This window comes from Winogradskyella schleiferi, assembly GCF_013394655.1.
Lineage (GTDB): Bacteria > Bacteroidota > Bacteroidia > Flavobacteriales > Flavobacteriaceae > Winogradskyella > Winogradskyella schleiferi.
This window is the reverse complement of the sequence record NZ_CP053351.1, coordinates 3,707,560-3,730,806: the sequence shown is the minus strand read 5'-3', so window position 1 is coordinate 3,730,806 and position 23,247 is coordinate 3,707,560. Positions and strand designations below refer to the sequence as shown.

The following is a 23,247-nucleotide window of genomic DNA, read 5'->3' as shown; positions in this document are numbered from 1 at the left end:
TAATAAAAGATGAAGACGAGAATTACTGCCCTTTTTGTGGCTCTTTTAATGAGTGTAAGCACAGGTTTTGCTCAAGACGATAGTCAGGAAGAATGCATGAATAATCTATCTATGTTCGATAGTTATGTAAAGAGCAAGAAATATGATGATGCTTATGAGCCATGGAAAATTGTAAGGGAAAAGTGCCCTAAGTTCAACAGAGCGATCTATGCTTATGGAGAGAAAATATTAACACATAAGATAGAAAATTCAACAGGAGCAGAGCAGGTAGCATACATTAAGGACTTAATGTTGTTACATGATCAAAGTAGACAGTATTTTGAGTCTAAATACGATCTAGGAGAGGTTTTAGCGGACAAAGCGAATTTAGCTTACAAGTATAGAACGGAGCTCAATATGTCTGATAAACAAGTCTATGATATGTTTGATGAAGCTTACAAGAAGGATGCTAAGAACTTTACAAGCGCCAAAGGCTTATATACTTATTTTTCATTAGCAGTAGATTTGTATGACGCAGGATCTAAGTCACCTGATGAAACTCAGAAAATGTTTGATAAATACGATGATGTTAGCGCAATTATAGAAGATTTAATTGCAGGTTATACAACAAATCTGAATAAATATGCGGAAAAAGAAGAAGCGGGACAAACATTAACTAAGAAAGAAGAAAGGTATAAAGGGAGTTATGAGTCAAATATTGAGGCTTTCGAAAATCAGATATTGGGAAGTATGGACAAAAAGTTAGGTGATAGAGCTAACTGTGAGGTATTGATTCCTTTATATCAAAAAGATTACGAAGAGAATAAGCAAGATGCCCTTTGGTTACAACGTGCCATGAACAAAATGGGCGAAAAGGAATGTACTGATGACCCTATGTTTGAAAAATTAGTAGAACAAAAGAATAGAGTAAAACCAGATGCTAAAACAGCTTTTTATTTAGGAGTCTTAAAAGAAAAGCAAGGAAAAACAGCTGAAGCGGATAAATACTATAACCAGTCTTTTGAATTGGAAACAGATCCGCTTAAAAAATGGAAACTTGTAATGCGAGTAGCTGAGAAAAACTATAAAAGAGGGAACTATGGTAAAGCAAGACAACAATATATGGAAGCATTAAAGTTGAACCCCTCTAATGGAGGTCCATATTTAAGAATTGCAGCTATGTACGCCAAAAGTGCAAATAACTGTGGTGATACTAACTTTAATAAAAGAGCAGTATTCTGGTTAGCAGCTAATGAAGCAGAAAAAGCAGGACGAGTTGATGGAAGATTGAAATCTACAGCGGCGAAAACAGCAGCGAGTTATAGAGCTAGCGCGCCTTCTAAAGCGGAAATTTTTAGTGCAGCAAATGCAGGCGAAACGATCTCAATAGGTTGTTGGATTGGACGTTCAATAACCGTCCCAAAAGGTTAATGATAAAACATAATTTACATATTATAAGAAACTTAGTCACAGCAATTGTTGTGACTTTGTTTTTTTCTTGTAAAAATGATTTTGATGAGGTGCAGAAAGTAGGTGTATTACAAAATCAACCAATTGGTGAAGCTAAAGATATTGATTTAAAATATACGGAGTTTAAGGAAGATACGGTAAGGTTAATTGCCAATCTTCTCAGTCCTAAAATGTTGGATTATTCTAACAGGAATTTTGCATTTAACGAATTTCCAGAAGGTATTGAGCTCAAGATTTATGACGCCAACAAAAATAAAACCACCATAACTTCCGATTACGCCATTGTTTATAACGAAACCAATATTATTGATTTGCGTGGTAATGTGAAAATTGCAACACACGAAAAAGACACCTTATTTACGGAGCAACTGTATTACAATCAAAAATTGGAATGGGCATTTACAAACGAACCTTGGTTGTTTAAGCGCGCCGTGGGACCTTTACATGGTATTGGCTTTGACTCGGATAAAGAATTCAAGAACTTTCAAATGTTGGAAATGGGAGGCCAGTTTGAACTCGATAATTAGTTATCTTTGCCCAACAACCATTTTATTAAACTTGAAGATGAAAATACAGAAGATTTTTCAATACGCATATATAGTTTTTGCAGTGCTGTTTTTATACGATGCCATTACGAAATGGTCCGAGGATAGAACAGGTGCTTACATATCCCTAGGACTTTCGGCTTTGGCAGTATTTATGTTTTTCTTTAGAAGACGCTTCGGTAGAAAGTTTGACGACCATAACAAGAACAGTTAATTTATGACTGCTGACTTAGTCATTATAATTACAACACTTATACTTTCAGCTTTTTTTTCTGGAATGGAAATCGCTTATGTGTCTTCCAACAAAATCCATATAGAGATTGAAAAGAAACAAGGTGATTTCTTAGGAAACATCTTGGGCAAATTAACAGCAAAGCCTTCCAAATATATTGCTACCATGCTTATAGGTAACAATATCGCTTTGGTTATCTATGGTTTTAAAATGGGTGAGGTTTTGATACGCTGGTTTCAGTCTATGTTACCTTCAGATAGTACAACTTTAACCTATTTGTTTACAGATTTACAACTGTTAACCCAAACGGTAATTTCTACCTTGGTTATTTTAATTACAGCAGAATTTTTACCAAAAGTATTTTTTCAAATTTATGCCAATACCTTGCTGAAGATTTTAGCATTGCCAACCTATATTTTCTACCTGCTATTTTTTTGGATTTCAGATTTTATCATTTGGATTTCAGATGCGGTTTTAAAATACATCTTTAGAGCAGAAGGCGAGGACGTTGTTTTAGCAATGACCAAAGTGGAACTGGGAAATTACATTACAGAACAAATGGAATCGGTGGATGACCATGATGATATGGATAGTGAAATTCAAATATTTCAGAATGCTTTGGATTTTTCAGAAGTAAAAGCACGTGAAGTTATGGTACCAAGAACTGAGATAACTGCGGTAGAGATTTCAGATAGTATTGAAAATTTAAGACAGCTTTTTATAGATTCTGGGCGTACTAAAATTATTGTTTATAAAGATAACATTGATGATATTTTAGGCTATGTGCATTCTTTCGAACTATTCAAAAAACCAAAAACAATCAAATCGATCATAATCAGGGTAGGATTTGTGCCAGAAACGATTTTGATAAAGGATGTTCTTAATATTTTGACCAAAAAACGTCGCAGTATGGCAGTGGTTATAGACGAATATGGAGGAACCTCTGGAATTATGACCGTTGAAGATATCATCGAAGAATTATTTGGGGAAATTGAAGATGAACACGATACGGTTGAGATGATTGAAGAACAAATCAATGATAATACTTATAAGTTTTCAGCACGCTTGGAAGTCAATTATATCAACGAAACCTATAAACTGAACCTTCCTAAAGGAGAAAATTATGAAACATTAGGAGGTTTAATTGTGCACGCCACAGAAGGAATTCCTGAGGAAAAAGATGATGTATTAATCGATAATTTCAAGTTTACGGTTACCGAAGTATCTTCGACAAAAATTGATGAGGTGATCTTAAAAATCCTTGAAGTAGATTGATACTTCACTAACACTTATAAAAACTACACTTCTCCTTTTATTATTAGCTAGAAAATACTATTTTCGCAGACTTATTTAAATGAAAATTATACAATACAATAAAGACTATGGCAGTTTTAAATAAAATTAGACAACGCTCATTGATATTAATCTTTGTAATTGCGATGGCGTTATTTGCCTTTGTAATCGGTGATTTATTCAAAAATTCTACGGCATTTTCAGGTGGTTCACAAGATGTGGTTGCTACAATTAATGGCGAAGATATCAACCGTAATGAGTTTCAACAAAAAGTAAAAAACTATCAAGATAGATCTGGTGGAAGACAAACGTCAACACAATCGATGAATGCGATTTACAATCAAGAGTTACGTAAAATTGTTTTACAAACTGAAACTGATGAATTGGGTTTGTCTGTTGAAAAGGATGAAATGAGAGATTTATTGAAGAATAGCTTTTCTTCTTATCCTGAATTTCAAGATGAAAATGGAAATTTTGATGTTAACCGTTTAAATGCCTTTATCGCCAATCTTAAAGACCTAAATGGCGAAGCTGCACCATTGGGCAATTTTATGGTTAACTATGATAGTTGGACAAACAACGAGCAGGCCATAGCAGCCAATGCCGTTCAGCAAACTTATTACAATATGATCAAAGCTGGTGTTGGCACAACCATCGCAGAAGCTGAAGATGAATATTTAGCTGATGCAAAAACCGTTGATATTCGTTATGTGCAAATACCTTATACAACAATCGCAGATAGTTTAGTTGAAGTTTCAAAAAGCGATATTAAGGCCTATATGGACAAACATAAAGACACTTATAAAACTGAGGCAACGACAGAAGTGGTTTACGTTGAGTTTAAGGAGGAAGCATCTAAGGCAGATGAAGAGAAAATTAAAGCGGATTTAATGGCTTTAAAATCAGATAAACAAGAATATAACGAGAGCAGCAAGAATACAGAAACCATTCCTGGATTTGATTCTGCTACTGATATGGAAGAATTTGTAAATTCAAATTCAGATATTAAATACAGCGATTCATATTTAAGAGCAGCTGAATTACCTGCTACAGTAAAAGATACGCTACTTAAATTGAACGTTGGCGATTATTACGGACCATATAAAGATGGAGAATACTATAAATTATCTAAAGTAGTTGCTAAAAAGCAAATGCCAGATTCAGTAAAAGTACGTCACATCTTAATTCCAAATGTTGGAGGTCAACGAGCAGATCCTTCAGTAACCAAGACGCCAGAAGAAGCAAAGAAAACAGCAGATAGTATTTTAGCTAAAATTAATAGCGGCACTAAATTTTTGGATTTATTGGATTTATCTTCTGATAAAGTCAGTAATGAAAAAGATGGTGAAATAGAGTTTGATTACAAAGCAGGAATGGCACCAGAATTTAAAGCCTATGCTTTTGAAAATGAAGTTGGTGATATTGATGTGGTACAAACTTCTTTTGGATACCATATTATTGAAATATTAGATCAAACGAGTTTTAACCAAACGGTGAAACTGGCAACTTTAGCTGATGAAATTGAACCTTCAGACGAAACGTTACAAGAAGTGTTTAATAAAATGTCCAAATTCGAAATTGCTGCAAAAGATGGTGATTTTAATGAATTGGCAAAAGAACGTGATTTAACGGTTAAGCCGATAACGTTTAAAGAATTGGATGAAAATATTCCAGGTTTAGGAAGCCAAAGAAATGTGGTACGTTGGGCTTTTGAAGACGATACTGAAGTAGGTGATTTTAAGAATTTTCCAATTTCTAATTTTGGATTTATCGTCGCTAAGGTCGTAGATAAAAGAGAAAAGGGAATGATGAGTACGGAAGACGCTTCCATTACAGCATTACCAGAAATAAGAAAAGAGAAGAAAGCGAAGATGATTCGTGAAAAGATCACTGCAACAACTGTGGCTGACATTGCTAAAAACCAAGGTCAGAGTGCCAGAAACGCAGCAGCAGTTACGCTTAGCAATACAACCTTGTCAGGCGCTGGTGTAGAGCCTAAAGTTGTAGGTGCGGCATTTGGCTTGGAAGAAGGAGAAACATCTAAGCCAATTGATGGTGAAAAAGGTGTTTATGTTGTGGAAGTAACTAAGATTAACGAGGCAACGGAATTAGACAATTATACCTCTATTATGAACAGATTAAATTCTGAACGTAGAAATGCAGTTCAGAGCAAAGTATTCACAGCTTTGGAAAAGGCGGCAGAAATAGAAGATAATAGAGCAAAAACGGTTTACTAACCGAATTTAAATAAATAGATTTGAAATGGCTTTGCAGTCCCGATTAATATCGGGAGTGAAGCCATTTTTTTTATGCTGAATTGTGGTTTCAGCATCTCATGCTCTATGAAGTTTCAAACTTCCCAGAACTATCAAATAACTTCGTGATTTTATTATTAATTTGTTTACTCCCCTAAAGTCCCCTTAAGGGGACAATTGTCCAATTCAACTGAGTGGATTGTCCCCTTGAGGGGACTTTAGGGGTGTTTTTTCATTAAACATGAGATTAATTCCGAAAATAGATGTTTCCAAAACTTGTTAGGTAATTTAGACGAATTTAAAAGTTTTTGACAGTAATTTTAAACCATATTCTCATAAGGAATAACAACGTCAAATCCTTTGGCATTAAAATAAGAAGTCGGATTATCCTCAGAAGCCACCAAAACAAAATCGCCTCCCCAAGCTCCCAAACTTTTTACAGCGCCATTGAAATCCGAAAATAAGCGGGTTTTAATCGGTACTTGCTGAATAAGTTTTGAAATAATAGTTTCATGAGTATCGATCAAACTTTCAAATTCTGAAAGGGATTTACAAGCAATCATAGTGTCCGTTATACTGTTAATTTGCTCAATGCTGTCCGAAGTGATTTTACCAAGCTTCTTATAACTAGAAATCCCATCGCGACTATTTTGTTTCTGGTTGAGATATACAAAATATAAATGTTGTTTAAATTCAGGTTGAAAATTTACCGTTTCCACCATTGGTTTTTGATGCTGTTGAAGTTGAAATAAAATCGGGTTATCATTTTGCGCGCAAGCAATATCATAACCACTACCTCCAAATGTTTGTTCCAATAGTTGATAAGCATCAACACTGGCCCAATTGGCTACATTATTGATTAAAGTAGAGGAAGTGCCTAAACCCCAAAGCCGATTAAAATCTTGATGTGTGATAATATTAAAACCTTGATTTGAGCTTAAAAAATCAGGATTTAAACTTTTTGCAGCTTGTAATATTTCAATAAGCCGCTCTTTTATATCATTGCGAGACTGACTTTTTCTGTCAGTCGTGGCAATCTCATCAAATGGAAGTGTGCATTCAAACCACACCTTGCCCAATTCATTGTAACTCTGCCAATAAATATTATTAGTATCATTCGCTTCAACAGTCAAGCTTTGTCCATATTTTGTTGGAATCGCCAATGCCTTTGCGCCATCTAAAACGGCATACTCTGCAGTGAGTAGTAGTTTTCCGTTGCTTCGGTATGTTCTTGGATTGTTGTTCAAAATTCAGTATTTAGATTATACTTTTATAATTCTATTAAAAAAAGGATAGTAGATTATGTCCAATTTTCTGTTTTTCTAAAATTATTTATTGTGTTTTGTATCCAATCAAAATCATTTAGTTGTTTGAGCTTATTTAATAGATGTTCCGGAATCTCGTCTATACCAATAAATGTTCCAGCAATTTGTCCCGCTATAGAACAATTAGTGTCAGTATCTCCACCAATTTCAATGAGTTTAGAAAACATTTCTTCAATTCCAAGGTCTTTTATTCTATTTGCAGCTGCTATAGCTAATGGAACAGAATTAACAACGTAACCATCATTTCCTATTTCACCAATTTCTTCGAGACTTTCTATGTTTTTAATTTTGATTAATCTATCTCTAACTCTTGTATCTGGAATTTGACCGATTACTTTATCAATTAGATTTGTTTTACCATTCCAGTTTTTATATAAAATTTCTCTTAAAGCAATTATGACGCTTAGGGCTCCAATATAGGCTTCATCATTATTATGGGTCATAATGCAAATATCTCTAATTTCGGAATTAGTTATTTTGCTTCTAAAAGCAAGAGGCGCTATTCGCATTGCTGCACCATTTCCAGCTGCAAATTCTCCACGTCTTCCTGTTTGACTCCAATGACCACCAAAATCGAGTTCTTGAATTGCCTTTAGTGTACTTGATCCTATTCCTTTTAATTTTCTATGCCTATAATACTTTAAGAATTGATTAGCTATTGGTTCAGGTTTCAAAGCCTTATTTAAAGTCATTGCCTCAATAGTAGCAAGTGTTAATTGAGTGTCATCTGTAATTCCCCATGTTGTTGTTTTTATATCTGAACTTCCAAATAAGTAGAACGTGTCATCTTCTTGTTTAGATTTATTTTCAAAACCACTTCCCCAAGCATCTCCAATTGCTCCACCAATTACACATCCTTCAAATCTTTTGCTTTTATTCATTTTTTATATCAACAAACCTTTGCGTCTTTTGCAACTCTGCGAGAGCATTCTCCGTTCGAGTTAGCCTTTGGAATTTGTTATTTAAAATATTGAGTTTAACTATGCTCTTAATTTTCCTATCTCCTCAACAACCGCACTATGAGTAACAACATTTGTCTTAAAATGTTCGATAAGTTTTACTTTTTCGTCCTCAGTAGCTTCAAATTGATTCAATATATTCATCAAGTGCATTTTCATGTGGCCTTCCTGAATTCCTGTTGTCGTTAACGATTTTACGGCGCCAAAATTTTGAGCTAATCCTGCAACCGCTACAATTTTCATTAAATCTTTGGCTGTTGGTTTTTGTAACATTTCCAAAGAAAATTTTACCAAAGGATGTAAGTTGGTTAGACCACCGACGGTTCCTAAAGCTAATGGAATTTCTATCCAAAATTTAAAAATACCATTATCAACAGAACAATGCGTTAAACTAGAATATTGACCATCTTTTGCCGCATAAGCATGTACGCCAGCTTCAACGGCTCTAAAATCATTGCCTGTGGCCAATACAACCGCGTCAATACCATTCATAATGCCTTTGTTATGTGTTACGGCTCTATAAGGTTCAACTTCAGCAATAGTCACGGCTTGTTTGAATTTCTTTACAAACGCTTCGGGATTAGGAATGTCCTTACTTTTTAATTCTTCAACTTTACAAGACACTTCCGCACGCACCAAACATTGTGGGACGTAATTGGAAAGGATACTCATAACAATTGAGATGTTTTTCTCTTCAGCATTAAAACGTTCAAACTTTTCAGCTTCGGTTTTAAAGGTCGTTGCAAATTGTTCCAAGCAGGAGTTGATAAAATTTGCGCCCATCGCATCCAAAGTTTCAAAAGTCGCGTGAAGCTGATAATAATTTGGTAAATCTTCGGCTTTGTTTCGTAATTCAATATTTAAAATCCCACCGCCTCTGCGCTCCATACTTTTGGTCATGGCAGCAGTATCGCTGATTAATTTGGGTTTTACATCGTTAAAAAAGGCTTCAAGTTTACCATAATCGCCTTTATATATAAAATGAACCTGACCAATTTTTTCAGTCGATAAAACTTCAGCCCTAAAACCACCACGCTCCAACCAGAATTTAGCGGCTTTACTGGCAGCCGCAATAACTGAGCTTTCCTCAATCGCCATTGGAATCGTATAAAAAGTGTCATTAATCAAAAAGTTAGGCGCAACACCTAATGGCAAATAGTAATTGGTAATTGTATTTTCTATAAATTCATCGTGTAACTTCTGCAATTTTTCATCAGAATTCCAATAGCGCTGAACAAGGTTTCTTGCACTGTCTTTATCCGTGAAATACGTGTCTAAAAGCCACTCAATCTTTTCGGATTTTGAAAGCTTGGAAAAGCCAGTAATGGTATTTGGCATATTAGTTTTAGTTTTAAAAAAAACAAAGATACTAGGATTGGTATAAAAAGTGCTTATATATAGATTGTAAATGCCGATTTACTGTTAATAATGACTATTTTTTGCATAATTTTTAGTAAACTTGGCATTGCTTTATTAAAACAAAAAATTTATGAATTTTAGACAGGTTGTGGCTGTTTTTGGCTTTTTAATGACTTCAATGGTTTTTTACCAAGAAAAACAAATCACGCTTCAAGACATTTGGAGTGGTCAGTTTAGAACAGAAGGGATGCAAGCCTTGCATTCTATGGATAATGGAACTCAGTATTCAGTCTTAAATTTTGATAAGAAAACGAGAATCTCGACCATAGATATTTACGATTATAAAACCTTGGAAAAAGTCAAAACCTTGGTGTCTTCAGCTGATATAGCTGAGATTCAAGGTTTTCTTGATTACGCATTTAGTGCTGATGAATCAAAAGTGATTCTCACTACAAAATCGGAACCAGTGTTTAGACGTTCCACTTTGGGCGAATATTATGTATATGATATCGCTTCAAAAAAAGTGACCAAAGTATCGGATGATTTAGTGCAAGAACCCACCTTATCACCAGATGGTACAAAAGTAGCTTACGGATTAGAAAATAATTTATTCGTTAAGGATTTAAAATCTGGAAATGTTGAACAAATCACAACCGATGGTGAAAAAAATAAAATCATCAATGGAATTACGGATTGGGTTTACGAAGAGGAATTTGCTTTTGTAAGGGCTTTCGATTGGAACACGGATAGCAACAAAATCGCTTTTATAAGATTTGATGAAACTGATGTGCCAGAATTTTCAATGGATGTTTATGGTTCAGATTTATACCAAACCCAACATGTATTTAAATATCCTAAAGCTGGTGAAGCCAATTCTAAGATTTCTTTGCACTTGTATGATTTAAATTCCAAAAGCCTTAAGGAATTAAAAGTTGATAAAGCTTATGAAGATTTCTACATCCCAAGAATAAAGTGGACTAACGATGCGGAAGTTTTAAGTGCACAATACATGAATCGTCATCAAAACGAATTAGACCTTTGGATGATTGATACCGAATCGATGACCTCTAAAAATGTTTTAGCAGAAAAAGACAAGGCCTATATCGATGTCACTGATAACTTAACGTTTCTAAAAGATAATAGTTTTATTTGGACGAGTGAAAAGGACGGTTTTAATCATATTTATCATTATTCCAATGATGGAGAATTGATTAATCAAGTTACGAAAGGCAACTGGGAAGTGACGAGTTACTATGGTTTTAATGAAAAATCTAATACCATTTATTACCAATCCACTGAAAATGGTTCTATTAATAGAGCTATTTATTCTATTAAATTAAACGGGAAAAACAAGAAGAGACTTACTGAAACAGAAGGGACAAATAGCGCATCTTTTAGTGCTGACTACACTTATTTTATAAACACACATTCTAGTGCAACATCGCCTCAAGAATATACGCTTTATGATGCCAATACTGGTGATGTGATTAAGCTTATTAAAGATAATGATCAGTTGGCACAGAAAGTGGGGAGTTATGTCACCTCTAAAAAAGAGTTTAGTACTATAAATGTCAATGGCAACGATTTGAATATGTGGATGATAAAACCAGCAGATTTTGACCCAAATAGGGAATATCCACTTTTTATGTACCAATATTCAGGTCCAGGTTCTCAGCAAGTCGCCAACCGCTGGAATAGCGCCAATGATTATTGGTTTCAAATGCTGGCACAACAAGATTATATTGTGGTTTGTGTAGATGGTAGAGGAACAGGATTTAAAGGCGCAGATTTCAAAAAGGTAACCCAAAATGAATTGGGGAAATACGAAGTGGAAGACCAAATTGAAGCGGCGAAACAACTCGGAAATCGAGATTATATTGATGCATCACGAATTGGAATTTGGGGCTGGAGCTATGGCGGCTTTATGAGCAGTAATGTATTGTTCAAGGGAAATGATGTATTTAAAATGGCTATTGCCGTTGCGCCTGTAACGAGTTGGAGGTTTTATGATACTATTTATACTGAACGCTACATGACCACACCTCAAGAAAACCCGAGTGGTTATGATGAAAACTCCCCAATCAATCATGTCAATAAACTTAAAGGTGATTATCTATTAATCCACGGAACAGGTGATGATAATGTACATGTGCAAAACACCATGCGCATGGTTGAAGCCTTAATCCAAGCCGACAAACAATTTGAGTGGATGATATATCCAGATAAAAACCACAGTATTTATGGTGGGAATACAAGATTACATTTATATAAAAAGATGACCGATTTTATCCACAGAACTTTAGGTGATAAACTTGAAACAAGTGATAAGGAAGAATAGGAATCATCAAAAATAAAAGGCTAAACTAACTAACACTAACTAATTATTAAAATTATGTCAACAGCAATTAAAAAACCGCATCAAAAAGAACTATTTGGGCAGCCAATAGGGCTTTATATTTTGTTCCTAACAGAAATGTGGGAACGTTTTTCGTATTATGGTATGAGAGCCTTATTAGTATTGTATATGACAACGGCTACAATTGGAGATGACAGAGGTGCAGGTTTAGGTTGGACAAGTAAAGAAGCATTAGCACTTTATGGGTGGTACACGATGCTAGTATATGTGATGTCAATTCCTGGAGGAATGATTGCAGATAAACTGATAGGACAAAAGAAAGCGGTTCTATTAGGTGCTATCATTTTGTGTTTAGGACACGGTGTCTTAGTTATGACCGATATTTGGGCATTTTACACAGGATTGGGTCTCGTAATTTTAGGAGTTGGTTTGTTGAAACCAAATATTTCGACAATGGTCGGAGGCCTTTACAAAGAAGGAGACATTAGAAGAGATAAAGGTTTCAGTATTTTTTATATTGGAATAAACTTAGGATCTTTATTAGCAACTATGATTGTGGGATTAGTGGTGGCCGAATGGGGTTGGCATGCTGGGTTTGGTCTTGCAGGAGTTGTGATGCTCATAGGATTGATTAACTATATATTTGGGCAAAAATACTTAACTCAAGTTGGAAACTTTGTGCCAGCTAAAAAAGATGATCCAAATGAAATTTCTTATGGAAAGCTTTATGGAAAGTTATTTAAATCACCAAAACAATTAATGTTTGCAGTTATTTTATTCGCTGCATCTATTTGGGGTTGGTACACCTTAGAATGGGGTTATGGCTTATTGTTTTTGTTTCTTACAGCAGTAGTCATTCTATTAATGATGATATATAAAGAGTTGGAATCTAAAGTATTTAAAGACAGGTTCATGGTACTGTTATTATCGTTTATTATGGTCATTGTTTTCTGGGGTGCATTTGAGCAAGCTGGTGGATTAATGAATTTATATACAGAAACAAATACAGATAGAATGTTATTCGGTTGGGAAATACCTACGGTTATGTTTCAAAGTTTAAATGCTGGGTTCATAATTTTATTTGCCACGGCTGTCGCCTCTTTTTGGGCTAAACGAAAGTTAAAAGGAAAAGAAGCCTCCTCATTATTTAAAATGGCGCTTGGTATTATCATAATGGGCTTTGGTTTTCTGTTTATGGTGTTTGCAGCTATGGAATTTGAAAAATCAGGTGCGTCAAGTATGATTTGGTTAGTATTGGCTTATTTATTCCATACTATTGGAGAATTATGTTTGTCACCCGTAGCCTTATCGTTTATAACAAAATTAACGCCCGTGAAATATGCTTCGCTAATGATGGGTGTTTATTTCGCCGCCACTGGTCTGGGTAGTAAAGTAGCTGGTATTGTTGGTGAGGCAGCTAGTGATTTTGGGGAGTATACAATATTTCTAGGGATACTAATATTTACAGTTATTGTTGGGACATTATTTATTTTAATATTGAAACCACTTAAACGTCTGACTCATGGCGCAGAAGATAATGAGCGCATGATGCACAATGATGAAGCCGAAGGTTTTGAATTAGCAGATCCAGATATTAATAACTAAAACCTAAATATAAAGCCTTTACATGATTGTATCATGTGAGGGTTTCTTCTTAACTAAATTAACTTTTTATTCATGAATAGTTCATCCGAAAATTTTTTCGCTACAAAAGTAATGGGACATCCAGCAGGATTGTTCGTTTTGTTTTTTACTGAAATGTGGGAACGTTTTTCCTATTATGGAATGCGTGCGATTTTGGTAATTTTTCTAACTGGCGCAGTCGCTGGAGACAATCCTGGTTGGGGTTGGGATAAGCCTGCTGCATTGTCTTTATTAGGTACTTACGCCATGTTGGTTTATTTGACACCTATTATGGGCGGATGGTTAGCAGATAACAAAATTGGCTACCGTATGGCTGTAGTTATTGGTGCGTTACTAATGACTCTTGGGCATGCTTCAATGGCTGTTGAAACTCCAACTTTTTTATATATAGGAATTGCATTTTTGATTTTAGGAAATGGTTTTTTTAAGCCAAATATGACTTCAATTATATCCAAAATGTATGAGGGCCATGATGAGAAAAAAGATGGTGCTTACAATATTTTTTATATGGGAGTGAATGCTGGTGCATTTTTAGGGATTATGCTATGTGGATGGCTTGGTGAAAATGTTGGATGGAGTTATGGCTTTGGTTTAGCAGGTATATTTATGTTTTTAGGAATGGTACAGTTTTACTACGCACAGCCACTTTTTGGAGATGTTGGTGCAAAACCGAATAATGAAAAGAAAGACTTAATTGATACGCTTGTTGATGACTTAGATACTTCTAAAGAAAAAATAAGCAATAAGCTGAATCATTTTATAATACTTGATTATGTGTTAATTGCCATATTTATTATTTCGGCATTAATTTTTATTATCAACGACCCACTAAGTAAAATAGGTCAAATAGATACGTTTAATTTTGCAATAGCAGGAATGACGGACTCTTTATTTTTTGCGCTACTTGCTGCAATAATATTTATCATAATCCTTGTTGTTAGAATTCCGCGCTATGAAAAAATTGTAAGGGACAGAATGATTGCTTTTACTATTTTTTGTATTTTCACCATATTCTTTTGGGCTGCATTTGAACAGGCTGCCGGTTCATTACCAATATTCACACGGGATTTTACAGATAGAGTTTTAGAAGGAAATGCAGCCTCTGTTTTTAAGATAATAGATTTAATAGTTACTGTTGTACCTATAGGAATTATTACCTATGTGTTATTTAGTCTATTCAAAAAAACCTTTAGCAAAATTAGCTTGTCTAATATTGTTTTGGCTATTAGTTTTGTTCTTATTTGGGCATTAGTTATTTACAAACTATACATTAATTTTAGTGTTGAAGCTAAGGAGGTAGAAATTACTTGGTTTGCGATTTTAAACTCTTTATTTATAATAGTTTTTGCACCTTTATTTACCAAATGGTGGGATAGTAAATATAACCCTCCAGCTGCGGTTAAGTATGGGTTAGGGCTTATTATAATGGCAATAGGATTTGGTTTGTTGGCCTTCGCCACAAGAATTGTTCCTTTAGGAGCAGAAACTGCTAAATTGAGTATGATGTGGTTAGTATTAGCATATTTATTTCATACACTAGGTGAGCTTTGTTTGTCACCAATGGGATTATCTTATTTAAGTAAGTTAGTTCCTGCGAGAATGGTAGCTTTTATGTTTGGGGTTTATTATTTAGCTATAGCAATAGGAAACAAAATGGCGCATTATGTAGGTGGTGATATTGAAAAGATAACACGAGAAGACGGATTGTCTTATTTCTTCTTAATATTTACAATTGTTCCAATAGTGCTTGGATTAGTGTCATTTGCATTGCACCCATTATTAAAAAGACTTATGCACGGCGTTCGCTAAGAAAACCGTTAAATATATCTAAAATGCTCCGCTTTAGGAGCATTTTTTGTAAGTTCGGCTTATTATTTGCAACAAATCGGATATGATGAAAAAATTGACCTTTGGATTAATAGCTGTTTTTGCTTTTTCGATAACAGCAGTGGCACAAGAAATTAATTGGGTAACCATGGACGAAGCTTTAGAGCTTCAGAAAAAAGAACCTAAAAAGATTTTTATGGATGTTTATACCAATTGGTGCGGCCCTTGCAAAATGTTAGATAAGAATACATTTCATAATAAAGATGTTGTAGCGTACGTCAATGAACATTATTACGCTGTAAAGTTTAATGCTGAGGGGAACGATGAGGTAACTTACAAAGACCAGACCTTTGGAAACCCAAATTACGATGCTACAAAAGCCAACAGACGAAATAGCGCACACGAGTTTTCAAGATTTTTAAAAGTTAGAGCCTATCCAACAATGGTGTTTTTTGATGAGGAAGGTGGATTTATCTCGCCTATTCAAGGGTATTTAAAACCACAGCAACTGGAGTTGTATTTAAAATTATTCAAAAGTGATGAGCATAAAGAAATGACGACCCAAGAACAGTTTAATGAATATTACAAAGCGTTTAAACCTGAGTTTAAGGAATAAAAAAAGATTATTTTATAATAAAAGCTCCCTTTTCATTTGTTTGATGGAAAGGGATTTTTTTATACTCACATGTGGCTTTCCACCGTTTTAAATACGATTTGTAATTACTGGCATCGGCTATAATTTGATCAGGTTTTAAACTGTCTATGACTCTATTGAGATTAAGTCTTGGCGAATTTCGCAATAAAATATAATTGGGTCGAAACGAAATGCCTTTATAAACCGCTAAACTATCAATGGCTAATATAATATTGTTCTTATATATATAAACCGATTGTAAACTGTCTGTTGTAATAAGGTCAATAGATTCACCAACTTTGTAGTTTTTAATGGCTTGATTTGACTGGAACTGAACCGAATCCAAATTATGGAATAAGGTTAATTTGTTGTTCGTTTTTATACCAATCATCGAAAACCGACTCTTATTAAAAATAACAAGCGCCTCATATTGAGTTTGCTGTTTGTTATAAAAGTAAACACCTTGAAGTCCAATTATTGCGATTAAGCTCATTGCTGTCCACTTAAAATTTCGGAATTTATAAACTTGAATCAAAGCTAACACTATAAGATAGGAAACTATAACTTGAAGCAGCGTAAACGGAATGTCTCTAAAAAGAAAGCTTTCAAATTGAGCAACCCATGCGATAAAGTTATTCAAACTATCAATGATAAAACTATAGATGTCCACAATTGGTTTGGGTAAAAATCCAAGGAGTGCAAAGGCAATTACAAGCAATCCAAAACCAAGAATAAGGCCTAAAAACGGAATCACCACTAAGTTCGAAATAAAAAATAAGCCAGGGAACTGATGAAAATAGAATAGACTTATAGGCACCACACCTAATTGTGCAGCTAATGTTACCGTGAAAATTTGCCAAGGTTTATCAAGTATCCAATATTTTGGCTGCCAAAGCTTATAAATAATAGGTTGTACGCTGACAATTCCTAAAACAGCCAGGTAGCTCATCTGGAATCCAACGGCAAACAAAAATGCCGGCTCAACCAATAAAATCACAAATGCTGAAATGACCAATGTGTTATAAATATTTGTACGTCGTTTTAAATGCATCGCAATACTAATAATACTAAACATGGATACAGCTCTGGTTACTGAAGGCGACAAACCAGCTATAATAGCAAAACTCCAAAGTATAGTAACTAATATAAAAGGTCTTATAAAATTCCCATGTTTCAAATAGAGTAGAGGACTAAATATAAAATTAAGAATCCATAAAATAATTCCAACATGCAATCCTGATACGGCCAAAATATGGATAGTGCCAGAATTCACATAATTGTTATAAATGGATTTGTCAATGGTTTGTCGTTGACCAAGCAATAAGGCATTCATAATGCTTAGTGCTTCTTTTTCAAATCCTGCTTCAATAAGTTTTAAATTGATAGTAGTTCTCAAAGCATCAGCATAACCGTAAATAGTAGATTTTGAATCTGAAAGTTGTAAAATAGTAGCCGAATCGAGATAAAGTTGATGATATACCTGCTGCAATTCTAAATACTTACTATAATCAAATTGATAAGGGTTTAATGGTTTTTGAATCACTTTCAGTTCCGATGAGGTTAAGAATAAATCATCAACATTTAGACGTTTTGAAACACTATCTTTTTTAATATTAATCAATAAATGACCAAGTGCTTCCTCATCATTAAATGATTTTACTGCAGCAATATATTTTTCATTATAAGTGTCGGGTTTTAATCGTTCTTTAATTTGGAAAACAATGGTATTATAATTTCCAGAAGAATTGAGATGTATGTAATGTTTAGATCGTAAAGTTTCATCTTGAAGGTGGTATGAAATTATTCCAATTCCAACCATACAAAAGCAAGCTAGAATTCCAAAATAAGGAGAACGGTTGATTTTAGATTTTAAGGCTAACCAATACACACCAATTAATAGCACTAAACCGATGGTTGCATATAAAATCGTATGGAAATCTAACTTTAGATAGTGCGCCAAAAGGATTCCCATAACCAAACAAATGGTCAATTTTATGATGGTAAAATTTAGTAACTTCATAATATAGAGTAAGTTACTAAAAATATTGGTTCGATTTACGTATCGAAATGAATATCTATTTTATACGATTTAATGTCTTGGAATACAAAACAGAACAACTCAAATTGGATTGAATGTCTATCCTAATTTAATTCTTTTATTTTTGAGTTTATCTGAAGAGGAAGTTTGTGTTTAGATAATGAACCATTTGATTCCAAAGTATTAATTGCCTTTAGGTAAAATAGATAGCTGAAAAAATACTCAACGGTATCTAGCGTGCCTTTTAATACGCGATATGTTTTTTGTGATAGACTTATAAAAATCACAACACACGTCTAGCCTGCACAAAAGAGAAGTACCAATATTTTTCTGCCAAAGAGGAAATCATCACACCTCTGCTACTAGAAGCATGAATAAACTCAACATTGCCAGTTCTTACATCGGTAACAATGCCAACATGATTTACCTTTCGGCTGTTTTTCTTAGTGGCAAAAAATACCAAATCTCCAACATTTACTTCCTTGATATCTACCCAATCGCCAGTGCCTTGAAGTCCAGATGTGGTTCTTGGTAAGTTAACATTGTGCCTTTTGTAGGTTGTATATATTAAACCCGAACAATCCATACCTTTTTTTGTGGTGCCACCATATTTGTAACGCGTACCGTCAAAAGTTTTGGCGTATTTTACAATGGTTTCTGCTTCGGCTGTAGGTTTTGCTGTCGTATTAACTTTTACAGTATGGGTTTGTCTTTTTTTACTGGAATATGATTTTTTGGATTTGCAGCTGCTGGCAAGTAAGAGAAGAAATAGTATTGGTAATAATTGTTTCATTTTAAAATTCAGAGTTACAGTTTCTCGTTTGATTTTGGCTTTTGCAATTTAGTTTTTGTTATTTGAAATTTTCGACACAATTAATTTAGCAGCATTGTCACTAGCGCCTCTACCTCCGAGTTTCTTCTCTAGTTCATAATAATCTAAAAACAATTGTTCTCTTTTTTTAGTATCTAAAATAGCCGTTAATTCTTTTTTAAGTCGTTTTTTGTTTAAGTCACCTTGAATCAATTCTGTAACCACTTCTCGATCCATGATTAAATTTACCAATGATATATATTTTAAGGTAACTATTCGTTTAGCAATTTGGTACGAAATAGCACTTGCCTTATAGCAAACAACTTGTGGCACTTTAAATAAGGCAGTTTCAAGCGTTGCAGTACCAGAGGTAACTAAAGCAGCTGTGGATATACTCAGCAAATCATAGGTTTTATTCGAAATAAATTTAATGTTTTTCTTCTTTATAAAACCTTTGTAAAATTCAAAATCTTGACTTGGCGCTCCAGCAATAATAAACTGGTAATCTTTAAAATCATCGACCAAACTCAACATCACACCAAGCATTTTAGTGATTTCTTGCTTTCTACTTCCAGGTAATAAAGCTATGATGGGTTGGTCGCTAAGCTGATGGTCTTTTCTAAAATCCCTAACGTCCACTTGAGGTCTATCTGCAATGGCATCAATGAGTGGATGTCCTACAAAATTAACATCATAATCATAAGTTTTATAAAAGTCTTTTTCAAATGGTAGGATGCAATACATAGCATCAATATCGCGCTTTATTTTTTTGACTCTATTTGCTCTAGATGCCCAAACTTGAGGTGAAATATAATAATGAGTTTTAAAATTATGCGCTTTTGCCCATTTAGCAATTCTAAGGTTAAAACCCGAATTATCAATAAAAATAATCACATCGGGCTGAAATGATTTAATATCTTTTTTGCAGAGTTTTATATGGGCAAAGATTTTTCTGATATTTATGGCAACTTCAGCAAAACCCATAAATTGACGTTCTTTATAGTGCATTACCAATTCTCCTCCTACACTTTGCATAAGGTCACCTCCCCAAAATCTAATGTCTGCCTGTTCATCTTGTTTGAACAAAGCTTTCATAAGATTGGAACCATGAAGATCTCCAGAAGCTTCTCCTGCAATGATATAATACTTCATTCTTTACAATACGTTTTTAGGGTTTTTGGCTTCAAATCGTCATTTTTTTAGATTCAAGATTCAAGTTAATTAAAATGTTTTTCAATTCGTAAAAATTAGTCTTGATACTTATAACGTAGCGGTCTCAGAATCATTTTTTAATCATTCAATTTCCAAGTATTCAATGCTTGAATGGTATGGTGGGCTGTTAAATCAAAATGTACAGGAACTACGGAAACATAACCATGCTCCAAAGCCCATTCGTCTGTATCCTCGCCTTCATCCATATTAACAAATTTGCCTGTTAACCAGAAATAATCACGACCCATTGGATTGGTGCGTTTGTCAAATTCTTCTTTCCAATTTGCTCTTGCTTGTCTACAAACTTTAATTCCTTTTATATCTTTTTTCTTAAGATTAGGAAGATTGACATTCAATACCACACCATCTGGCAAGCCATGTTCTAAAACTTGCTTGGTAATAGTTGCTACAAAAGATTTACAGTGCTCAAAATTAGCATTCCAATTATAGTCTAAAAGTGAAAAACCAATGGCAGGAATCCCTTCAATCCCAGCTTCAAGTGCTGCACTCATGGTACCAGAATAAATAACATTTATTGAAGAATTAGAACCATGATTAATACCTGAAACACAAATATCTGGCCGTCTTTCTAAAATTTCATTAACAGCAAGTTTTACACAGTCTGCTGGAGTTCCAGAACAACTATATTCAGGTTGTTTACCGTCAATGGTCACTTTCTCCATATGTAAGGTGGAATTAATGGTTATGGCGTGTCCCATGGCACTTTGCGGACTATCTGGTGCCACCACCACTACATCTCCGATGGTATTCATTACGGAAATTAAGGTTCTGAGACCTGGTGCTGTGATGCCATCATCATTGGTAACTAAAATTAAGGGTCGTGTGGACATTTCGGACAAAAGTTTAAGGTGATGTAAAAATACTAAAAATGCTTGTGTAATAAAGGTATTAATAGGTTTAACAAAAAATTAGTGCCTTGTTTTTTTATGGCACGGTTTTTTCTTCTATTTTAGTGAAATATTGAAAGCCTACTAAATAACAATTTGATAAAAAGAAAAATGCGCCAAGCCTTTTTATTGTTTTCAATGGAACATTGTATGTAAAATGCACCGAGCCTTGTTACTGTTTTCAATTGGAACACTGTTTATCAAAGGCGAACACATTTTTACCGAATTAATAAAATAAAAAAAGAAAAATGAAAGGGAATTATAAGTTTTTACTGCTGGCATTGTTGATTGCATTTGCCTCATGTAGCTTTACAAGCAAAAAATTTGAAGATCCAGATAAAGATAAGTTGCTTATACAGCTTATAACGTATCTGTTAGATCAAGGTCATTTTGACCCAAAAGATATTAATGATGGTTTTTCATCACATGTGTTTGATACTTATTTAGATAATATCGATCCATTTAAACGCTATTTTTATGCATCGGACATTAAGGAGTTCGAAGCATACAAGAATAATATTGATGATCAAATCAAGGCCTACGATGTGTCATTCTTTAATCTAACACACGAGCGTTTATTGCAACGAATTGCAGAATCGAAGACTATTTATTCTGATATTTTAGAAAAACCTTTTGATTTTTCGAAAGAAGAGGACTATAATTCGGACTATGAAAAATTAGCCTATGTAAATAATAAGCAAGAAATGAAAGAGCGTTGGAGACAGCAGCTAAAGTTTTCAACCATTGCGAATTATGATGATGCCATTGCCCAGAAATTTTCAGAAAAAGAAGACGCTGAAAAGTCCAAAACTGTTGAAAAAAAATCTAAGAAAAAGATAGAATCTGAAGCAAGATTAGCAACCAAAAAGTCATTGGATGAGCTTTACGATTATATTGATGATAGAAGACGAGAAGATTGGTTTTCAGTTTATATAAATGCTATTGTTGAAGAATTTGATCCGCATACGTTTTATTTTGCCCCTGATGATAAGGAACGCTTTGATAGAGATATCTCTGGTAAATTTGAAGGGATTGGCGCACGTTTGCAGAAGAAAGTAGATGGTATAGTCGTCAATGAAATTATTAGTGGTGGGCCTGCATGGAGAGCCGATGAATTAGAAGTGGGTGACCAAATATTAAAGGTGAAACAAGAAGATGAAGATGAGCCTATTAATGTAGTCGGTATGCGATTGGATGATGCCATTAAATTTATTAAAGGACCAAAAGGAACTGTAGTGACATTAACTTTAAAGAAAGTAGATGGTACTATTCAGGACATATCTATTAAACGCGATGTTGTAGAGTTAGAAGAAACTTATGCAAAATCGTCTATTGTGGAAAAGGAGGGGAAAACCTTCGGAATTATTAATCTGCCTAAGTTTTACATCAGCTTTGAAGACTATAACGAACGTAATGCCGCTTCAGATATCAAACAAGAAATTTTAAGATTAAAGAAAGAAGGTGTTGAAGGTTTAGTAATGGATTTAAGAAATAACGGTGGCGGCTCGCTACAGACCGTTGTAGATATTGCTGGTCTGTTTATAGAGGAAGGACCAGTGGTACAAGTAAAAACTACTGGTGAAGCAAAAGAAGTCCTTAGTGATAGAGACAAATCCATTGTTTGGGATGGCCCTTTAGTTATTCTCGTGAATGAACTGTCTGCTTCTGCTTCGGAGATTTTAGCTGCTGCAATGCAAGACTATAAACGTGGTATCGTCATTGGTAGTAAACAAACTTACGGTAAAGGAACAGTTCAAACTGTTATGGATTTAAACCGAATGGTAAGAAATAATACCCAAGGTGATATGGGTGCCTTAAAATTTACTACTCAGAAATTTTATAGAATAAATGGCGGCTCAACGCAATTAGAAGGCGTAAAGAGTGATGTCGTTGTACCAGACCGTTATAGTTATATTAATATTGGAGAAAAAGATCAAGAAAATCCATTGCCATGGGATAAAATAGATGCAGCCGATTATGAGGTTTGGGGAGATTATTTTGATTATGATACTACGATTAGTAAGAGTAAAGCGCGTATGGCGGCTAATGAGCAATTAAAGCTTATTGATGCCAATGCGCAATGGGTCAAGAAAATCAGAGATCGTGAAACCTATTCGTTAAACTATGATGATTATAAGAAGGAAATGGAGATCAATGAGGAAGAAGCAAAACGTTTTTCAAAGCTTTCAGAATATCAGACAGATTTAACATTCAGTTCTTTGCCTTACGAGCTAAAATTAATGGATGAAGATTCCGTTTTAATGGAAAAACGTAACCGTTGGCACAAGGCTTTAGCCAAAGATGTTTATGTTGAAGAAGCTATAAATGTGCTTCACGATTTAAAGATGACCTATGCTATAAAAAACAAGGTTGCTAATTCTGATTCTGTGAAGAATTAAA

General features: G+C 34.3%; 17 protein-coding genes. 10 read left to right on the top strand and 7 right to left on the bottom strand.

The window, feature by feature from the left end:
* Nucleotides 1-9: 9 nt before the first annotated feature.
* From HM990_RS16220 to HM990_RS16200, 5 genes are all read left to right on the top strand, one after another.
* Nucleotides 10-1,410, top strand: a complete 1,401-nt coding sequence (locus tag HM990_RS16220) for a tetratricopeptide repeat protein (protein ID WP_178990397.1) — start codon at nucleotides 10-12, stop codon at nucleotides 1,408-1,410.
* The gene (gene lptC / locus HM990_RS16215) at nucleotides 1,410-1,976 is read left to right on the top strand and encodes an LPS export ABC transporter periplasmic protein LptC (protein ID WP_178990395.1); all 567 of its coding nucleotides are present in this window, start codon (nucleotides 1,410-1,412) and stop codon (nucleotides 1,974-1,976) included. The genes HM990_RS16220 and lptC overlap by 1 nt, the downstream gene beginning before the upstream one ends.
* 37 nt (nucleotides 1,977-2,013) lie before the next feature.
* Complete coding sequence (locus HM990_RS16210; RefSeq protein ID WP_178990393.1) at nucleotides 2,014-2,208, top strand: hypothetical protein; 195 nt, start codon at nucleotides 2,014-2,016, stop codon at nucleotides 2,206-2,208.
* A gap of 3 nt (nucleotides 2,209-2,211) precedes the next feature.
* Nucleotides 2,212-3,501, top strand: a complete 1,290-nt coding sequence (locus tag HM990_RS16205; protein ID WP_178990390.1) for a hemolysin family protein — start codon at nucleotides 2,212-2,214, stop codon at nucleotides 3,499-3,501.
* Between the two features lie 107 nt (nucleotides 3,502-3,608).
* The gene (locus HM990_RS16200) at nucleotides 3,609-5,756 is read left to right on the top strand and encodes a peptidylprolyl isomerase (RefSeq protein ID WP_178990388.1); all 2,148 of its coding nucleotides are present in this window, start codon (nucleotides 3,609-3,611) and stop codon (nucleotides 5,754-5,756) included.
* Nucleotides 5,757-6,094: 338 nt separating this feature from the next.
* On the opposite strand, the gene HM990_RS16195 is transcribed toward HM990_RS16200, so the two are convergent.
* The 3 genes from HM990_RS16195 to HM990_RS16185 all read right to left on the bottom strand — a co-directional run bounded on the left by HM990_RS16195 (nucleotide 6,095) and on the right by HM990_RS16185 (nucleotide 9,396).
* Complete coding sequence (locus HM990_RS16195; RefSeq protein ID WP_178990386.1) at nucleotides 6,095-7,021, bottom strand: GYDIA family GHMP kinase; 927 nt, start codon at nucleotides 7,019-7,021, stop codon at nucleotides 6,095-6,097.
* Between the two features lie 53 nt (nucleotides 7,022-7,074).
* A complete protein-coding gene (locus tag HM990_RS16190) occupies nucleotides 7,075-7,980 on the bottom strand; it encodes an ADP-ribosylglycohydrolase family protein (RefSeq protein ID WP_178990384.1) in 906 nt (301 codons plus the stop codon).
* Between the two features lie 99 nt (nucleotides 7,981-8,079).
* Complete coding sequence (locus tag HM990_RS16185) at nucleotides 8,080-9,396, bottom strand: hydroxymethylglutaryl-CoA reductase, degradative (protein ID WP_178990382.1); 1,317 nt, start codon at nucleotides 9,394-9,396, stop codon at nucleotides 8,080-8,082.
* Nucleotides 9,397-9,547: 151 nt separating this feature from the next.
* On the opposite strand from HM990_RS16185, the gene HM990_RS16180 reads away from it, so the two are divergent.
* The 4 genes from HM990_RS16180 to HM990_RS16165 all read left to right on the top strand — a co-directional run bounded on the left by HM990_RS16180 (nucleotide 9,548) and on the right by HM990_RS16165 (nucleotide 15,860).
* Nucleotides 9,548-11,755 (top strand): S9 family peptidase, encoded by a 2,208-nt coding sequence (locus HM990_RS16180; RefSeq protein ID WP_178990380.1) that lies wholly within the window; start codon nucleotides 9,548-9,550, stop codon nucleotides 11,753-11,755.
* 54 nt (nucleotides 11,756-11,809) lie between these two features.
* Nucleotides 11,810-13,378 (top strand): peptide MFS transporter, encoded by a 1,569-nt coding sequence (locus HM990_RS16175; protein ID WP_178990378.1) that lies wholly within the window; start codon nucleotides 11,810-11,812, stop codon nucleotides 13,376-13,378.
* Between the two features lie 72 nt (nucleotides 13,379-13,450).
* The gene (locus HM990_RS16170; RefSeq protein WP_178990376.1) at nucleotides 13,451-15,226 is read left to right on the top strand and encodes a peptide MFS transporter; all 1,776 of its coding nucleotides are present in this window, start codon (nucleotides 13,451-13,453) and stop codon (nucleotides 15,224-15,226) included.
* Between the two features lie 85 nt (nucleotides 15,227-15,311).
* A complete protein-coding gene (locus HM990_RS16165; protein ID WP_394351757.1) occupies nucleotides 15,312-15,860 on the top strand; it encodes a thioredoxin family protein in 549 nt (182 codons plus the stop codon).
* 7 nt (nucleotides 15,861-15,867) lie between these two features.
* On the opposite strand, the gene HM990_RS16160 is transcribed toward HM990_RS16165, so the two are convergent.
* The 4 genes from HM990_RS16160 to surE form a co-directional block, all read right to left on the bottom strand.
* Nucleotides 15,868-17,898, bottom strand: a complete 2,031-nt coding sequence (locus HM990_RS16160; RefSeq protein WP_229719289.1) for a ComEC/Rec2 family competence protein — start codon at nucleotides 17,896-17,898, stop codon at nucleotides 15,868-15,870.
* 301 nt (nucleotides 17,899-18,199) lie between these two features.
* A complete protein-coding gene (locus tag HM990_RS16155) occupies nucleotides 18,200-18,709 on the bottom strand; it encodes a C40 family peptidase (RefSeq protein ID WP_178990372.1) in 510 nt (169 codons plus the stop codon).
* Between the two features lie 48 nt (nucleotides 18,710-18,757).
* Nucleotides 18,758-19,879 (bottom strand): lipid-A-disaccharide synthase, encoded by a 1,122-nt coding sequence (lpxB, locus tag HM990_RS16150; RefSeq protein WP_178990370.1) that lies wholly within the window; start codon nucleotides 19,877-19,879, stop codon nucleotides 18,758-18,760.
* A 137-nt stretch (nucleotides 19,880-20,016) separates the two neighbouring features.
* The gene (gene surE / locus HM990_RS16145) at nucleotides 20,017-20,790 is read right to left on the bottom strand and encodes a 5'/3'-nucleotidase SurE (protein ID WP_178990368.1); all 774 of its coding nucleotides are present in this window, start codon (nucleotides 20,788-20,790) and stop codon (nucleotides 20,017-20,019) included.
* Between the two features lie 305 nt (nucleotides 20,791-21,095).
* On the opposite strand from surE, the gene HM990_RS16140 reads away from it, so the two are divergent.
* Nucleotides 21,096-23,246 (top strand): carboxy terminal-processing peptidase, encoded by a 2,151-nt coding sequence (locus HM990_RS16140; RefSeq protein WP_178990366.1) that lies wholly within the window; start codon nucleotides 21,096-21,098, stop codon nucleotides 23,244-23,246.
* The last annotated feature ends 1 nt before the right edge of the window (nucleotide 23,247 follow it).

Bases quoted from the DNA above. Each gene is read 5' to 3' on its own strand.
- HM990_RS16180 (WP_178990380.1), top strand. From the start codon at position 9,548: ATGAATTTTAGACAGGTTGTGGCTGTTTTTGGCTTTTTAATGACTTCA.
- lpxB (WP_178990370.1), bottom strand. From the start codon at position 19,879: ATGAAGTATTATATCATTGCAGGAGAAGCTTCTGGAGATCTTCATGGT.
- HM990_RS16165 (WP_394351757.1), top strand. From the start codon at position 15,312: ATGAAAAAATTGACCTTTGGATTAATAGCTGTTTTTGCTTTTTCGATA.
- HM990_RS16155 (WP_178990372.1), bottom strand. From the start codon at position 18,709: ATGAAACAATTATTACCAATACTATTTCTTCTCTTACTTGCCAGCAGC.
- HM990_RS16190 (WP_178990384.1), bottom strand. From the start codon at position 7,980: ATGAATAAAAGCAAAAGATTTGAAGGATGTGTAATTGGTGGAGCAATT.
- HM990_RS16185 (WP_178990382.1), bottom strand. From the start codon at position 9,396: ATGCCAAATACCATTACTGGCTTTTCCAAGCTTTCAAAATCCGAAAAG.
- HM990_RS16200 (WP_178990388.1), top strand. From the start codon at position 3,609: ATGGCAGTTTTAAATAAAATTAGACAACGCTCATTGATATTAATCTTT.
- HM990_RS16170 (WP_178990376.1), top strand. From the start codon at position 13,451: ATGAATAGTTCATCCGAAAATTTTTTCGCTACAAAAGTAATGGGACAT.
- HM990_RS16160 (WP_229719289.1), bottom strand. From the start codon at position 17,898: ATGAAGTTACTAAATTTTACCATCATAAAATTGACCATTTGTTTGGTT.
- HM990_RS16140 (WP_178990366.1), top strand. From the start codon at position 21,096: ATGAAAGGGAATTATAAGTTTTTACTGCTGGCATTGTTGATTGCATTT.
- lptC (WP_178990395.1), top strand. From the start codon at position 1,410: ATGATAAAACATAATTTACATATTATAAGAAACTTAGTCACAGCAATT.
- HM990_RS16220 (WP_178990397.1), top strand. From the start codon at position 10: ATGAAGACGAGAATTACTGCCCTTTTTGTGGCTCTTTTAATGAGTGTA.
- surE (WP_178990368.1), bottom strand. From the start codon at position 20,790: ATGTCCACACGACCCTTAATTTTAGTTACCAATGATGATGGCATCACA.
- HM990_RS16175 (WP_178990378.1), top strand. From the start codon at position 11,810: ATGTCAACAGCAATTAAAAAACCGCATCAAAAAGAACTATTTGGGCAG.
- HM990_RS16210 (WP_178990393.1), top strand. From the start codon at position 2,014: ATGAAAATACAGAAGATTTTTCAATACGCATATATAGTTTTTGCAGTG.
- HM990_RS16205 (WP_178990390.1), top strand. From the start codon at position 2,212: ATGACTGCTGACTTAGTCATTATAATTACAACACTTATACTTTCAGCT.